Annotated in this window: 12 protein-coding genes; 7 read left to right on the top strand and 5 right to left on the bottom strand. The window is 64.0% G+C overall.

Annotated features, from left to right (window positions below; genetic code table 11):
• The first annotated feature begins 50 nt into the window (after positions 1-50).
• Positions 51-1,604 carry a methyl-accepting chemotaxis protein gene (locus KI797_RS05805; RefSeq protein ID WP_226171972.1) on the top strand — a complete coding sequence of 518 codons (1,554 nt, stop codon included), beginning with the start codon at positions 51-53 and terminating at the stop codon, positions 1,602-1,604.
• A gap of 77 nt (positions 1,605-1,681) precedes the next feature.
• The gene (locus KI797_RS05800) at positions 1,682-2,038 is read left to right on the top strand and encodes an MGMT family protein (RefSeq protein WP_041205261.1); all 357 of its coding nucleotides are present in this window, start codon (positions 1,682-1,684) and stop codon (positions 2,036-2,038) included.
• Between the two features lie 20 nt (positions 2,039-2,058).
• Here KI797_RS05800 and KI797_RS05795 read toward each other — a convergent pair whose 3' ends face one another.
• A complete protein-coding gene (locus tag KI797_RS05795; RefSeq protein ID WP_162852227.1) occupies positions 2,059-2,229 on the bottom strand; it encodes a hypothetical protein in 171 nt (56 codons plus the stop codon).
• A gap of 115 nt (positions 2,230-2,344) precedes the next feature.
• Positions 2,345-4,966: a type I DNA topoisomerase gene (topA, locus tag KI797_RS05790; protein ID WP_171273422.1), complete on the bottom strand. Its 2,622-nt coding sequence runs from the start codon at positions 4,964-4,966 to the stop codon at positions 2,345-2,347.
• A gap of 360 nt (positions 4,967-5,326) precedes the next feature.
• Between topA and astB the strand changes: the two genes are divergently transcribed.
• Positions 5,327-6,664 carry an N-succinylarginine dihydrolase gene (gene astB / locus KI797_RS05785; RefSeq protein WP_226171969.1) on the top strand — a complete coding sequence of 446 codons (1,338 nt, stop codon included), beginning with the start codon at positions 5,327-5,329 and terminating at the stop codon, positions 6,662-6,664.
• A gap of 88 nt (positions 6,665-6,752) precedes the next feature.
• On the opposite strand, the gene sohB is transcribed toward astB, so the two are convergent.
• Positions 6,753-7,760 (bottom strand): protease SohB, encoded by a 1,008-nt coding sequence (sohB, locus tag KI797_RS05780; RefSeq protein WP_226171967.1) that lies wholly within the window; start codon positions 7,758-7,760, stop codon positions 6,753-6,755.
• Between the two features lie 221 nt (positions 7,761-7,981).
• On the opposite strand from sohB, the gene KI797_RS05775 reads away from it, so the two are divergent.
• Positions 7,982-8,737 carry a YciK family oxidoreductase gene (locus tag KI797_RS05775; RefSeq protein ID WP_042648450.1) on the top strand — a complete coding sequence of 252 codons (756 nt, stop codon included), beginning with the start codon at positions 7,982-7,984 and terminating at the stop codon, positions 8,735-8,737.
• An 87-nt stretch (positions 8,738-8,824) separates the two neighbouring features.
• Positions 8,825-9,709, top strand: a complete 885-nt coding sequence (locus KI797_RS05770; protein WP_005331279.1) for a LysR family transcriptional regulator — start codon at positions 8,825-8,827, stop codon at positions 9,707-9,709.
• A 69-nt stretch (positions 9,710-9,778) separates the two neighbouring features.
• Here KI797_RS05770 and KI797_RS05765 read toward each other — a convergent pair whose 3' ends face one another.
• On the bottom strand, positions 9,779-10,951 hold the full coding sequence (locus tag KI797_RS05765; protein WP_226171963.1) for an MFS transporter: 1,173 nt from the start codon (positions 10,949-10,951) through the stop codon (positions 9,779-9,781).
• A gap of 163 nt (positions 10,952-11,114) precedes the next feature.
• Here KI797_RS05765 and KI797_RS05760 point away from each other — a divergent pair, with 163 nt between their 5' ends.
• Together KI797_RS05760 and KI797_RS05755 are read left to right on the top strand one after the other, a co-directional pair.
• Entirely contained in the window at positions 11,115-12,257 is a 1,143-nt protein-coding gene (locus KI797_RS05760) for a MalY/PatB family protein (RefSeq protein WP_226171960.1), read from the top strand.
• 239 nt (positions 12,258-12,496) lie between these two features.
• The gene (locus tag KI797_RS05755) at positions 12,497-13,831 is read left to right on the top strand and encodes a TAXI family TRAP transporter solute-binding subunit (RefSeq protein ID WP_226171958.1); all 1,335 of its coding nucleotides are present in this window, start codon (positions 12,497-12,499) and stop codon (positions 13,829-13,831) included.
• A gap of 75 nt (positions 13,832-13,906) precedes the next feature.
• Here the strand turns inward: KI797_RS05755 and KI797_RS05750 are convergent, their stop codons facing one another.
• Entirely contained in the window at positions 13,907-14,815 is a 909-nt protein-coding gene (locus KI797_RS05750) for a LysR family transcriptional regulator (protein ID WP_226171956.1), read from the bottom strand.
• Positions 14,816-14,818: the final 3 nt, after the last annotated feature.

The following is a 14,818-nucleotide window of genomic DNA, read 5'->3' as shown; positions in this document are numbered from 1 at the left end:
CATCCGGCTCAACCACAATAACAACCAGCAACGCCTCGGAGCTTACCCTTATGGCCCGCAAACACGTCCAGATCCAGGACAGTGAAGTTGAGTTCCCCGCCGACGTGCAACTCGTCTCCACCACGGATCTGCGCGGCGTCATCACCTACGCCAACCCTGCCTTCTGCCGCATTGCCGGCTACCAGGTCGATGAACTGGTCGGACACAACCACAACCTGGTGCGTCACCCCGACATGCCCAAGGCCGCCTTCGCCGACCTCTGGGATCGCCTCAAGGAGGGCAACCCCTGGCGCGGCATGGTCAAGAACCGCTGCAAGGATGGCCGCTATTACTGGGTCGACGCCTATGTGACCCCCATCTACGAGAACGGCAAGATAAGCGGCTACCAGTCGGTACGCTGCAAGCCGGAACCCCAGCTCAAGCAGGTCGCCGCCCAGGCCTATCAGGCCCTGCTCAAGGCAGAACGGGGCGGCGCCAGCAAGCTGCCCTCCCTGCACAGTGCCAGACCCCTGCTGCTCGGCCTGCTGATGCTGGTGCTCTTTGGCTGGGCGGCCTTCTCCCAGGGTGCCCTGACGGTACTGCTGATGCTGCTGCCCCTGCTGGCCGGAGCCGGTACTTACTGGCGCGAGCTCATCTCGCTGCCACGCTACCTCAAGCGGCTCGGCCAGCAATATGACAGCCTGACCCGGCTGGTCTACTCGGGGGATGCCCCCGGCGCCATCGCCGATTTCCATCTCAAGATGCTGCAGGCCCGCATTCGTACCGTGCTGGGTCGGGTCAACGACGCCACCCATCCCCTGCAGACCTTGGCGACCGATCTGCAGGACTCTTCCCATCAAGCCTTCCTCGACATCAACGAGCAGGACGCCCAGACCCAGCAGATGGCCGCCGCCATGACCCAGATGGCCAGCACGGCCCACGAGATAGCACGCAACATCCAGGACACCAACAGTCAGGTGACAGAGGCACGCAGCAGTTGCCAGCACACGGTGCAGCAGTTGGATCAGACCGAGCAGCAGATGGAGCTGCTGGCCAGGCAGGCGGAGCATGCCTTCCACTCCGCCGTCGAGCTGGCGAACGAATCCGAGCGGATCGGCAGCGTCATGGGCGAGATCCAGGGCATCGCCGAGCAGACCAACCTGCTGGCGCTCAACGCCGCCATCGAGGCGGCGCGGGCCGGTGAGCAGGGACGCGGCTTTGCGGTGGTGGCGGACGAGGTGCGTACCCTCTCCACCCGCACCCACAAGGCGACCGAACAGATCCAGGGCAGCATCCGCCAGATCCAGCAGACCCTGGGCCGCTGGCAGGGGATGATGCAGGACAATCTGGCCCAGACCCGCGAGTGCGCCCTGATGACGCGCCAGGGCTCCGGCAACCTGCATCTGGTGCTGGGGGAGATAGATCAGGTGACCGAGTTCTCCACCCAGATAGCCGCCGCGGCCGAACAGCAGCAGGCGGTGGTGGAGGAGATCAGCCGCAACATCCACCAGATCTCCCAGTACTCCCGCGCCAACAGCCAGAAGATCCAGGCGGTGGACAACTCCAGCCAGGAGCTGCTCAAACGCGCCAGCGAGCTCAGGGGGCTGAGCCAGACTTTCGGCTAAGCAAGATCCCGTATTGCCCCCCAGACCACGGAAGCGCCACAATGGTGGCGCTTCTGTTTCACGCCGAGTAACACACCATGATGATGACCCCTCCTCCTTCCCCCTTGAACAAGGTGGCGCGCATCGAGGCTATCCTGGCTCTGATCCCGGCCGGCCGGGTGGTGAGCTACGGCCAGGTGGCGGATCTCGCGGGCCTGCCCGGGCGGGCGCGGCTGGTGGGAAAAGTGTTGCGGGAGACCGACAAGACGCTGCCCTGGCATCGCGTGCTGGGCGCAGGGGGCACCCTCTCCTTGCCCAAGGGCTCGGCGGGGTTTGATGAACAGGTAGGAAGATTGCAGGAAGAGGGGGTGCCCGTGATTGGCGGGCGGGTCAGGATGGGGGAGTGGCAGTGGCAGCCCGACCTCGCCGAGCTGCTCTTTCTGATCCCGTTCTAGTCCCTTTCTGGGCGATTTCGCTAATCGCTGGCAAGGGGGCCCAGGATGTCGTCGCAACGTACCTGCACCGGGATGGTTTCATCTTCCCGCTGCAGCAATACCAGCAGACTCTGCCTGTCCACTTCCAGCACATAGGCCGTTCCTTCCCGTGTCAGGCAGGTCATGCCTGGCCGGATTTCATGTATTTCCATGACAACCTCCCTGTCTTGTGCTGCCATCCATGCAGCCCTCTCAGTATACCGCCATCTCCCAATAAAAAGGCCCCTCGCAAGGGGCCTCTTTCATCATGGTATGAGCGGTAGTGGATCAGGCTTTCTTCGCCTTGGGCAGGCTCTCCTGCCATTTTCCATTGTCGTAATGGGCGGTCCAGCCCGTTGCCTTGCCGTTCACCTCCGTCATCACGTACTGCTCCTTGCTCTTGCGGCTGAAGCGCACCACGGATGCGTTACCGTCAGGATCTGACGCCGGGGCGTCGGCCAGGTACTGATGCTTGGGCGACAACCGATCGCGGAAGCGCTTGAGCTCCTCCACCAGAGGCGCACGAGTCTCACGGGATTTCGGGAAGTTGCTGGCGGCTAGGAAGAGACCGGCGGCGCCATCACGCAACACGAAGTGGGCGTCGGACTGGGTGCACTTGAGCTCGGGCAACGGCACAGGATCTTCCTTCGGCGGTGCTATGTCGCCGTTTTTCAGGATCTTGCGGGTATTCTTGCAGGTCTCGTTGGTGCAACCCATGTACTTGCCGAAGCGGCCGTTCTTGAGCTGCATCTCGGAGCCGCAGCGATCGCATTCGATGCTCGGACCTTCATAGCCCTTGAGCTTGAACTGGCCCTGCTCGATTTCGTAACCGTCGCAGTCCGGGTTGCGACCACAGACGTGCAGCTTGCGGCTGTCGTCGATGATGTAGGCATCCATGGCGGTGCCGCAGACGCCGCAGCGGTGCTTGGCGCGCAGCGCCTCGGTCTCGGCTTCGTCCCCGTCGGTGGCGGAGACGAACTCGTCGGCACTGACCAGGTTGATGGTCTTCTTGCAGCGCTCCTTCGGCGGCAGGGCATAGCCGGAGCAGCCGAGGAAGACGCCTGTGGTGGCAGTACGAATGCCCATCTTGCGGCCGCAATCCGGGCAGTCGATGTCGGTCAGCACCATCTGGTTGGCTCGCATGCCCCCCTCTTCCGCCGGCTTGTCGGCCTGCTCCAGCTCCTGGGTAAACTCGGCGTAGAAGGCGTCCAGCACCTTCTTCCACTCCAGGCTGCCTTCGGCGATGCCATCGAGCTTGTCTTCCATCTTGGCGGTGAACTCGTAGTTCATCAGCTCGACGAAGTTCTCCACCAGGCGGTCGGTGACGATCTCACCCATCTTCTCGGCGAAGAAGCGGCGACTCTCGACCCGCACATAGCCGCGATCGACGATGGTGGAGATGATGGAGGCGTAGGTGGACGGGCGGCCGATACCGCGTTTTTCCAGCTCGCGCACCAGGGCCGCTTCGGTGAAGCGGGCGGGCGGCTTGGTGAAGTGCTGACGGGGATCCAGCTTGACCAGCTTCAGGATCTCGCCGACGGTCACCGCCGGCAGCTGGCTGTCGTCCCCCTTGCGACCCATGGGTGGCAGGGCCTTGGTCCAGCCAGCGAAGCGCAGGGTGCGACCACGGGCCTTGAGCTCGAACTCACCGGCCTTGACGGTCAGGGTGGAGGAGTCGTACTGGGCCGGGGTCATCTGACAGGCCACAAACTGGCGCCAGATGAGGTCATAGAGCCGCATGGCGTCCGGCTCCATCCCTTCCAGCATCTCGGCAGTCACCTGCACGCTGGAGGGACGGATCGCCTCGTGGGCCTCCTGGGCGCCGGCCTTGGAACCATAGAGATTCGGATCGCTCGGCAGATAGGCGGCGCCATACTGCTCGCCGATATATTCCCGCACCGCCTCGACCGCCTCTTTGCTGAGGTTGGTGGAGTCGGTACGCATGTAAGTGATGTAACCCGCTTCATAGAGGCGCTGGGCCATCATCATGGTCTTCTTGACCCCGAAGCTCAGCCGGGTGGAGGCCGCCTGCTGCAGGGTGGAGGTGATGAAGGGGGCGGACGGCTTGGAGCCGGTCGGCTTGTCTTCCCGGTTCACCACCTTGTAGTCGACCCCTTCGAGGGCAGCCACGGCGGCGAAGGTCTCGGCCTGGGTCACCGGCTTGAAGTCGACGCCGTTGCGGCTGACCACTTCCATCCGCAGGTCGGCCTTGTCACCGGTCAGCAGATCAGCGTTGAGATCCCAGAACTCCACCGGCACGAAGGCCTTGATCTCGCGCTCTTTATCGACGATGAGGCGCACCGCGACGGATTGCACCCGACCGGCGGAGAGACCGCGGGCCAGCTTCTTCCACAAGAGCGGGGAGACCATGTAGCCCACGACGCGGTCGAGGAAACGACGGGCCTGCTGGGCGTTGACGCGATGGATGTTCAGCTCGGACGGCTGGGCAAACGCCTCCTGGATCGCGGTCTTGGTGATCTCGTTGAACACCACCCGCTTGTAGCGGCTGTCGTCGCCGCCGATGATCTCCCGCAGATGCCAGGCGATTGCCTCCCCTTCTCTATCCAAGTCGGTTGCGAGATAGATGGTGTCGGCCTTGGCGGCCAGACTTTGCAACTCGCTGACCACTTTTTCCTTGCCAGGCAAAATCTGGTAGTTGGCCTGCCAGCCTGCGGTCGGGTTGATCCCCATCCTGGAGAACAGGGCGTTGCGATCCTTGGCCGCCTTCTCGGATTCGCTGAGCTTGATGCCGCGAATGACAGGTTTTTTGGGCTCTGTGCTGCCGCTGCCGCTGGTCGGCAGATCGCGCACGTGACCGACGCTGGATTTCACCACGTAGTCCTTGCCCAAATATTTGTTGATGGTCTTGGCCTTGGCCGGAGACTCCACTATGACCAGTGATTTGCCCATGCTGTAACTATTATCCTCATTGCACCCGACGGGGTTGGCGTGCGGTTTTGTGGGGCTGTATAAGAGATTTGACGGGAAAAAGCAATCTTGTGAACAAATTTGCCATGCAGCCCGAACCACCTTGCTTCTTTATTTATTAATGCGAAGGGGACGCGCGGGAAGCAACCGCTTTTTTGTTTTTATGCTATATCCCCCCCTTTTTTAGATTGGAAATGACATATCCAGCCACCCCCGTCACATAAAAAACCATCTTGGTTATCAGCTTGTTACAAAGGATGAAATCTCTTTATAATGGCCGCACGCCGCAGCTTTGTGCGCGGAAGGAACCGCTCCCCATATAAAAATCGAAAGGATGTAGTCATGAAGCACTTCGAGGTCAACTTCGACGGCCTGGTCGGCCCCACCCACAACTATGCCGGTCTCTCCTATGGCAACGTGGCGTCCCAAAGCAACGCCAAGGAAGCGTCCAATCCGAAGGAGGCCGCCAAGCAGGGGCTGCGCAAGATGAAGGCGCTGACCGAGCTCGGCATGACGCAAGGGGTGCTGGCGCCACAGGAACGGCCGGATCTCGCCACCCTGCGCCGCCTCGGCTTCACCGGCAACGATGCCAGCGTCCTGGCCCAGGCCGCAAAACAGGCCCCCGCCGTGCTGGCCGCCTGTTACTCCGCCTCCAGCATGTGGACCGCCAACGCCGCCACCGTCTCGCCAAGCGCCGACACCCAGGATGGCCGCATCCATTTCACCCCCGCCAACCTGACCAACAAGTTCCACCGCTCCCTGGAGCCCGAAGTGACCGGCCGCATCCTGCGCGCGGTGTTTAACAACGATCGCCACTTCAGCCACCACCAGCACCTGCCGGAGAACGATCACTTCGGTGACGAGGGGGCCGCCAACCACACCCGCCTGTGCCGCGCCTACGGCGAGGCCGGGGTCGAGCTGTTCGTCTATGGCCGCAGCGCCTTCGACGTCTCACAGCCCGCCCCCAAGCGCTACCCGGCCCGCCAGACCCTGGAGGCCAGCCAGGCCATCGCCCGTCTGCACGGGCTCGGGGAAGAGAGCGCCGTCTTCATCCAGCAGAACCCGGACGTGATCGATCAGGGGGTATTCCACAACGACGTGATCGCGGTGGGCAACCAGAATGTGCTCTTCTTCCACCAGCAGGCCTTCCTCCATACCGAGGCGGCCCTGGCCGAGGTCCGCACCAAGTTCGGTGAAGGGGAACTGCACTTCATCGAAGTGCCGACCAATGAGGTGTCGGTGCAGGACGCGGTGAAATCCTATCTGTTCAACACCCAGATCCTGACCCTGCCCTCCGGCGAGATGGCGATCATCGCCCCCACCGAGTGCCGTGACAATCCGGCGGTCTCTGCCTATCTGGCCAAGCTGGTGACCCTGGGCACCCCCATCAAGGGGGTACATTTCATGGACGTGAAGCAGAGCATGCGCAACGGCGGAGGCCCCGCCTGCCTGCGACTGCGGGTCGCCATGAACGACGCCGAGCTCGCGGCGGTCAACCCGGCCTGCCTCATCAACGACGGCCAGTTCGCCCGTCTGGACAACTGGGTCGAACGTCACTACCGCGACAGCCTGGCACTGGACGATCTGCGCGACCCGGCCCTGGTGCTGGAGACCCGCACCGCCCTGGACGAGCTGACCCAGATCCTCAAACTCGGCTCCGTCTACCCCTTCCAGCGCTGAGGCGCGCCATCGGCCTGCAGAGCCGACGCAATAAAAAAGAGAGCCGGGCAATGCCCGGCTCTCTTGTTTCAACCTATTGAACTGTACCTCAGCGCCAGGGACTCTGCTGCCACAGGCGACCGAGGGCACCCTCCAGCCCCAGTGCGGCCTGGCGGCCCAGCCGCTGGGTCAGGCTCTTGGGCTTGCGGTAGCTGATGCCGACCACCTTGTGGTGGCTGGCCTGGGCCAGCAGGTAGTCATCGCTGGTGCAGAGTGCATCCACCAGGCCGAGCTGCTTGGCCTGGCTCGCCAGCCAGTGCTCCCCCGTGGTGACCTTGTCGATGTCGAGGTCGGGTCTGTGCTCGGCCACGAACCCCTTGAAGCGCTCGTGGATGGCCCCCAGCTCCTCGCGAAACTTCTCCCGCCCCAGATCGTCGTTCTCGCCGAACATGGTGATGGTGCGCTTGTACTGGCCGGCTGTGTGCATCTCGAATTCGATATCGTGTTTTTTCAAAAGTTTGTTGAAGTTCGGCAACTGGGCTATCACCCCGATGGAACCGACGATGGCAAAGGGCGCCGCCAGTATCTTGTCCGCCACACAGGCCATCATGTAGCCACCACTCGCCGCCACCTTGTCGATGGCCACCGTCAGCGTGATGTCCTTGTCACGCAGGCGCTGCAGCTGGGAGGCCGCCAGGCCATAGCCGTGCACCACGCCGCCGCCGGACTCGAGGCGCAGCAGCACCTCGTCCCCGGGCCGGGCGACCCCAATCACGGCGCTCACCTCTTCCCGCAGGGAGGCCACTTCCCTCGCATCCATGCTACCGTGAAAATCGAGCACAAACAGCCGGCTGCGCTCATCGGTCGCCTTGGTGCGCGCCTTCTCTTCGGCCTTGCGTGCCTTGTCCATCTGCTTGCGCTCGGCCTTGCCGGCCAGGGCCGTCTGCAACTGATGACGCCCCTGCTCCAGCTCGCTGGAGAGATCGGTCACCACCAGCTCCCCCTTGCGGGTCCTGGGCTGACGGCTGCTCGCCACCATCAGGACGACGGCGCCGATGGCCAGCAGTAGGGTGAGGGTCTTGGCCAGGAACAGGCCGTATTCGGTCAAAAATGCCACTTGATGCTCCGCGCTATGTTCGGTTTTTTCACATAGTAAGGAGTTTGTCGGCGCCGCGCAAAAACTCTGCCCTGGCCCAGGGCCATCTTGCGCCAATTCAGGCTACCGCCCTGTTTTCTTCACATTTTTGCCGTCTCATGCTGGTCAACGGCAGGGCCGGATCAGTACACTTGCCTCCTCTATTGCGCCCATCCGCCACGGATTTGTTAACAGGAGTGCACATGCTCGATTATCAGGCCCCTCGGGATCTGCTCAAGGACAAGGTCATTCTGGTAACGGGTGCCGGTGACGGTATCGGCCGCGAAGCGGCGCTCACCTATGCCGCCCACGGTGCTACCGTGGTACTGCTCGGTCGCACCAGCGCCAAGCTCGAGGCGGTCTATGACCAGATAGAGGCGGCCGGTCACCCGCTGCCCGCCATAGTCCCTGTCGATTTGAAAGGGGCCACCGCCGCCCACTACCGCGGCATGGCCGAGACCTTCTCCCAGCAGTTCGGCCGCCTCGACGGCGTGCTGTTCAATGCCGGCCTGCTTGGCACCCTCTCCCCCTTCGAGCACATCCAGGAGAAGGAGTGGGACGAGGTGATGCAGGTCAACGTCAAGTCGGAATTCCTGCTGACCCAGGCGCTGCTGCCCCTCATTCGCCAGACCGCCAAGGCGCACGGCGAGGCCTCCATCGTCTACACCTCCTCCAGCGTGGGGCGCAAGGGACGAGCCTACTGGGGCACCTATGCCATCTCCAAGTTCGCCATCGAGGGCATGATGGAGGTGTTGGCGGACGAGCTGGAGAACACCGGGGTGCGGGTCAACACCCTGAACCCGGGCGGCACCCGCACCAGGATGCGGGCCAGCGCCTTCCCGGCGGAAGATCCCCAGTTGCTGAAGACCCCAGCCGACCTGATGCCGCTCTATCTCTATCTGATGGGGCCGGACAGCCGTGGCAAGACCGGCCAGACCTTCGTGGCCCAGCCCAAATAAATCAACACACTAACCAGATGGGGTTAAAGTGAAGGGGGGCGCCAGTCGCGCCCTGTTGAATCCCATCGGCCCCTGACAGGTTGCACTATGTTTCGTCCCAAGAGCACGTTTGAGCAATGGCGGATCTTCCAGGCCGTGGTGGACTGTGGCGGTTACGCCCAGGCCGCAGAGGCGCTGAACAAGAGCCAATCCTCCCTCAATCATGCGGTCGCCAAGCTGCAACAGAGCCTGGGGCTGGCCCTGCTGGAGGTGAGGGGGCGCAAGGCGGTGCTGACGCCGGCGGGGGAGATCTTCCTCAAGCGGGCCCGCCAGCTCAGCCAGCAGGTGGAAGAGCTGGAGAACCTGGCCAACAACCTGGAGCGCCAGTGGGAGCCGCAGATCAACCTCTATGTGTCGGTGCTGCAACCGCGCGAGCGGCTCTATCGGGCGTTGGCGCACTTCCATCCCCGCAGCCGGGGTTGCCGCATCAATCTGCACGAGCGGATCCATTGCCACTTCAATGCGCTCCAGGTGGGGGATCTGATGCTCTCCGAGCACCTGCCCCACGATCGCACCGGTCTGCCCCTGGACGAGGTCTGCCTGTTGCCGCTGTGCGCGGCTGAACATCCCCTCGCCGGGCAGGAGGAGCCCATCACGGCCGAACTGCTCGCCAGCCATAACCAGATAAGCCTGCACCCCCCCATCCACCGCTCGGTGGACTGGAACGATGCGGATGACACCGGCTGGAAGGCGACCCACTATCGCGAGGTGCTCAGCATGGTGAGCCTCGGTCTCGGCTATGCCTGGGTACCACGCCACCTGGTGCAGGAGGAGCTCGCCAGCGGCGCCCTGGTGAGGCTCGATCTCGCTGGCGGCAGCGAGCGCTACCTCTACACCTACCTGCTCACCCCGTCGACCGATGCCCTGGGGCCGGCAGCCGAGCTGCTGCTGCGCTGCCTGCGCAACGAATACCAGGCCGACAGCGGCAAATAGCCCCGCGCCGGCCAACGCGGCCGGCCCCTGCTCATCCCGTCAGGCCCTCCCTCGCCCGCCCCGGGCACCTCACACATTGGGCACCCGCCAGCAGGCGGCCAGCGCGGCCAGCGCCAAGGCGGTGGCCACCATGAAGACCCCGTGAAAACTCCAGATCTCCGCCACAGTCCCAGCGATGGCGCCCGCCATGATGGAGCCGGTGCGGATGCTGTTGGCAAACAAGGTGGTCGCCACCCCGGCCCGGCCCGGCATCAGATCCTGGAAATAGGACATGCCGATGCCGGCGACGATGCCGATGAAGATGGCGTTGAGCAGTTGCAGTGCGATGAGGGCCCCCTGACTCGACAGGGTCACTAGCCCGGCGTAGAAGCCGACCCCGGCCAGCACCGCCAGCAGCATCATGGGCCGCTTGCCAAAGCGCCGGGTGTAGTAACCCGCCAGCAGCATAAAGGGGATCTCCAGGGCCGCCGCCGTCCCCATCAGGATCCCGGCCAGCTTCTCCTCCAGTCCCAGCTCGCGGGTGATGTAGAGCGGCATGTTGATGAGGTACATGCTGTTGCAGGTCCACATCAGGGTGGAGGCGATGAAGAGCGCCCGCACCGAAGGATCTCGCCAGCTGCTGACCCGCTCCCCTTCGCCCTGGGTGCTCGGCAGCGGCAGGGAGGGCAACCAGCGCCAGACCACGAAGGCACAGATGAGATAGGCGAGGGCGGAGGCCAGATACATCACCTCGAAGCCGTAACCGATGGCAAGCGCGAAGGCCGCCGGTGGCCCGATGACCCAGGCCAGGGAAAACTGGGCCCGCAGCACCGAGCTGAACATGTCCGCCCGCTTGTTGCGGCTGTCGGCGTATTCGCGCGCCAGGGCAAACAGCTGGGGACTGGCGGTGGCGGTCAGGCTCGCCAGCACCACCCCCAGGCTCACCAGCAGCCAGTATTGCCGGTTCCAAGCAAACAGCAGGGAGAGCACTATGCCGGCGACACAGCAGCGCAGGATCAGTTGCTTGCGATCCCCCCCGTTGTCGGAGCGATGGCCGAGCCACTGGCTGATGAGGATGCCGATCACCGCGTTGACGGTATAGAAGAGCCCCACCAGGAAGGGGCGCACCTGCACCTCTTCGGCCAGAAACAGGCTCAAGGTGGGCACTTGAAGTGCCACCGCCACCCCGGTCATGAAGGTCACCGCGAGGAAAGAGAGAGAGACGGGATCCGGCCTCTTGCGGGCAGCACTCAGCAAACTCATAGAGATACCATTGATATGGAAGAGAAAAAGGGAGCCAGAAGCCGGCGGGTGTACAGTATGACGGCGTTTATTTTATGCGATTATCAACAGCCACCTCAAGGGTTGCGAGGCCACGTCCAAGTCCGTACATTGGTAAACCCTCTGGCCAGTACAAGGATTTCACATGTTTGATTTTGATCGGGAGATAGATCGCAGCGGCACCATGAGCCTGAAGTGGGACAAGTACAAGGGTCAGGATGTGCTGCCCATGTGGGTGGCCGACACCGACTTCGCCTCGCCCCCCGCCGTCATCGAAGCGCTCACGGCGCGGGTGGCCCACGGCATCTTCGGCTATTCCCGCCCCTCCCCCCGGCTGATCGAACTCATCATCACCCGCATGCAGCAGCGCTATGGCTGGACTATCTCCCCGGAGTGGCTGGTCTTCCTGCCGGGGGTGGTGCCCGGTCTGAACCTCGCCTGCAAGGCCTGGAGCCAGCACGGCCGTGGCATCATTACCCCCAAGCCGGTCTATTACCCCTTCCTGCAGGCGCCTGGCTTCAACGATCGCCCCCTGCTGACCGTCCCTATGATTGAGGAAGCCGGGCGCTGGGTGCTGGATCTGGAGGAGCTGGAGCGCCAGGCTCCCTCCGCCGACCTGCTGCTCTTGTGCAACCCGCATAATCCGGGGGGCACCGTCTTCACCCGCGAGGAGCTGCTCGCCATCGACGCCATCGCCGAGCGCCACAATCTGGTGGTCTGCTCGGACGAGATCCACTGCGATCTGCTGCTGGACAAGGATGCCCGCCACCTGCCCTACGGTGCCCTGAGCCCGTCGGCCGCCGAACGCAGCGCCGTCATGATGGCGCCGAGCAAGACCTTCAACATCGCGGGTCTGTGCTGCTCCTTCGCGGTAGTGCCCAATAGCCGCCTGCGCCTCAAGCTGCAGCAGGCGATGCGCGGCATCAGTGCCGACGTCAACCTGCTGGGCTTCGTGGCCGCCGAGGCCGCCTACGAGGGTGGTGAACAGTGGCTCAGCGAGCAGCTCGACTATCTGAGGGCCAACCTGACGCTGATCGAGCAGGCGGTGGCCCGCTGGCCCGGCGTCAAGCTGGCAAAGAATCAGGCGACCTATCTCGCCTGGATCGATGTAAGCGGCCTCGAGCTGGATGACCCGGTCGCCTTCTTCGAGCAGGCGGGTGTCGGTCTCTCACCGGGCGCCCAGTTTGGTGATGGCCAATGCGTGCGCCTCAACTTTGGCTGCACCCGGGCTCGCCTCACCGAAGCCTTGTCGCGCATGGAGAAAGCCATTCTTCAGCGCGGCATCTGACCAGGATCGCACGCTCCGGCAAGCCACCGGGCAAAGCTCAGGGAGACGCTGGCCCGCATGGAGGAGGTGATTCTCCAGGCACGCCACTGACGGCAAGGAGGGGGCTGCCGGTCAGCCTCCCCCAGCCATGGACGGGAATGGCGAAAGCCATTCAGGTTCACATCTGATATAGATAAGATGTGACTCATGACGGGATGAGCCTGGTTCATCCCTTTTTTCAGCCATTGTTCCGGTTCCCTATGCACCCAAGACCCCTGCGCGCCCTGTCACGCCTGTTACACCTTGCCCAGCCCTGGCTGGCGGCCGTGCTGGCGCTGCCCCTGTCTGCCGCCCCCGCCTATGTCACCATAGGCACGGGGGCGCTCAACGGCGTTTACTACCCCACGGGGGGCGCCATCTGCCGCCTGCTCAACGACGACAGTGCCAGCCACGGGTTGCACTGCACGGTACAGAGCACCTCGGGCTCCATTGCCAACCTGGCCGCACTGGCCAAGGGCGACATCCAGCTGGCGCTGGTACAGTCGGATGTCTTGTTCCATGCGGCACACGGCAGCGGCCCCTTCGCGGGTCAGGCCCCGAACGATCAGCTGCGCAGCCTGCTGCGGCTCCATAATGAATCCCTGACCCTGCTCGCCAGTGCCACCAGCAACATCACCACTCTGGCGGACATCGAAGGCAAGCGGGTCGATCTGGGCAGCCCCAACTCGGGAGACAGGGTCACCAGCCAGGCACTGCTCGAAGCCATGGGCTGGCGCCCAACCGACTTCACACTGCCTCCCGTGGCATCCCCCGGCAACCGGCTGGAGGGACTCTGCAACGGTACCCTGGATGCCGCCTTCCTGGTTGCCGGCCACCCCAATCAGGGGATCGGCGATCTGACCGGTCGCTGCCAGGCCCGCCTTATCCCCATCGAGGGGGAGCAGATAGACAAGCTGCTCAAGCAATACCCCTACTACCAACGCAGCCGCATCGGCGCCAATCTCTACCCGGGGCAGACCAGCTCCCTCGCCACCTTTGCCGTGACCGCCGAGCTGGTGGCCAAGGCCAGCCTGCCCGAGGCCGAGGTGCGCACCCTGCGCGACGTGCTGAGCCGCCATCTCAAGCAGTTCACTCGCCTGCACCCGGCGCTCACCACCCTTACCCCCGAATCCATGCAGGCAGGGGACATACTCCCGCTGCACCCCGGTATGCTGGATGCCGTGCCGACCCTGTTGCCCGAGTCCCTAGCCCCCTCCGGGGCCGAAGCCACCTCAGGGGCGCTCCCCACGGCGCCGTCCGCCCCCACCAGCGCGGCCACCCCGCTGGAAGGGGCTGAAGTGCTACCGGAGCAGCCTGCTGGCGCCACCCTGCCGGCCAGCTCGGATGCGGTGGCGACCGGGCAAGCCCCGGCGCTGACCACGCTACCGGTGCCGACGGAGGCTGATATAGCGCAGGGCAGCCAGCCGGATGCGGCCGGGATCGCCACCCCTTCCGCGGCAAAGAGCACCGAGCAAGTGACAACCGCCACACCCGCACCGGGCAGCCCAAGCGGCGCCTCGCCGGCCACCCACGAGACGCCAGCCCCCGCCCAATGACGGGGAGAGCACAATGCAAGAGGCCACCCTGGGGTTGCCTCTTGTCATCTGACTGTTCAGCGAAGGGCACCGGGTTCACCCTTTGGGGGACAGTAACGAGTCCGGGCGCAGGATCTCCTCCTCCACCCAGTGCAGCAACTGCTTGATGGCCCGCGACAGCACCTGGTTCTGGCGCACCACATACCCCAGGCTGGTGCCGGGGAAGTCGGTGAGCCGGGTAACAGGGGCGGTGAGTTTGAGCCGCGGGTGGAGCGAGAAATCCGGCACTATGGCGACCCCGAACCCCGCCTCCGCCCAGTCGAGCTGGGCATCCACGCTGCCCACCTCCATGATGCGACACGTCGGCAGCCCGAGCAGGGGCAAGGAGGGGTCGATCAGCGCCCGAGTGCGGGTGTCGTGCCCCAGCAGGATGAGGGTGGGTTCGTCGAGGGGATCGCTCTCCCCGGCCTTGGCACGGGCCTGCCAGCGGGTAAGCCCTTGCCCCAGCGCGCACCAGGTCACCTGCTGCAATTCGGTGTAGTAGAGCGGCTCGCTGCGCTTTTGCGCCATCACGAAGCCGAGATCCGCCTTGCCCGCCCTGACCAGATCCGCCGCCTGATCCGAGGTGGTGTTGAACAGGGTGAGATCGATGCCGGGAAAGGCCTGCTTGAAGCGCTGGAACGGCTGGATCAGCAGCAGGCGCGAGATGATGTCGCTGGCGGCGATGGCGAGCGTCCCCTGGCTCAACTGGCTGAGGGCGTTGAGATCGGACTGACAGAGCTGCAGCTCGTTGATGGCGCGCTCGGCGCTTTGCAGCAATCGCTCGCCAGCCTGAGTCAACCGAAACGGGCTGCGCTCGATGAGCTTGACCCGAGTGGCCTGCTCCAGGTTCTTGAGGTGCAGGCTGACGTTGGGCTGGGTCATGTGCAGCTCGGTGGCGGTCTGGCCGAAGTGCTGCAAACGGGCCAGGGTGACAAAGGTATTTAACCAGTGAATATCCAACATGAG

It is taken from the genome of Aeromonas media (assembly GCF_020423125.1).
In the GTDB taxonomy this organism is placed as follows: domain Bacteria; phylum Pseudomonadota; class Gammaproteobacteria; order Enterobacterales; family Aeromonadaceae; genus Aeromonas; species Aeromonas media.
The sequence above is the reverse complement of the archived record's forward strand: the minus strand, read 5'-3'. Positions and strand labels throughout refer to the sequence as shown.

Coding starts and splice junctions, on each gene's coding strand:
- KI797_RS05750 (WP_226171956.1), bottom strand. CDS start 14,815: ATGTTGGATATTCACTGGTTAAATACCTTTGTCACCCTGGCCCGTTTG.
- KI797_RS05805 (WP_226171972.1), top strand. CDS start 51: ATGGCCCGCAAACACGTCCAGATCCAGGACAGTGAAGTTGAGTTCCCC.
- KI797_RS05800 (WP_041205261.1), top strand. CDS start 1,682: ATGATGATGACCCCTCCTCCTTCCCCCTTGAACAAGGTGGCGCGCATC.
- KI797_RS05755 (WP_226171958.1), top strand. CDS start 12,497: ATGCACCCAAGACCCCTGCGCGCCCTGTCACGCCTGTTACACCTTGCC.
- KI797_RS05795 (WP_162852227.1), bottom strand. CDS start 2,229: ATGGAAATACATGAAATCCGGCCAGGCATGACCTGCCTGACACGGGAA.
- KI797_RS05770 (WP_005331279.1), top strand. CDS start 8,825: ATGTTTCGTCCCAAGAGCACGTTTGAGCAATGGCGGATCTTCCAGGCC.
- astB (WP_226171969.1), top strand. CDS start 5,327: ATGAAGCACTTCGAGGTCAACTTCGACGGCCTGGTCGGCCCCACCCAC.
- KI797_RS05775 (WP_042648450.1), top strand. CDS start 7,982: ATGCTCGATTATCAGGCCCCTCGGGATCTGCTCAAGGACAAGGTCATT.
- KI797_RS05765 (WP_226171963.1), bottom strand. CDS start 10,951: ATGAGTTTGCTGAGTGCTGCCCGCAAGAGGCCGGATCCCGTCTCTCTC.
- KI797_RS05760 (WP_226171960.1), top strand. CDS start 11,115: ATGTTTGATTTTGATCGGGAGATAGATCGCAGCGGCACCATGAGCCTG.
- topA (WP_171273422.1), bottom strand. CDS start 4,966: ATGGGCAAATCACTGGTCATAGTGGAGTCTCCGGCCAAGGCCAAGACC.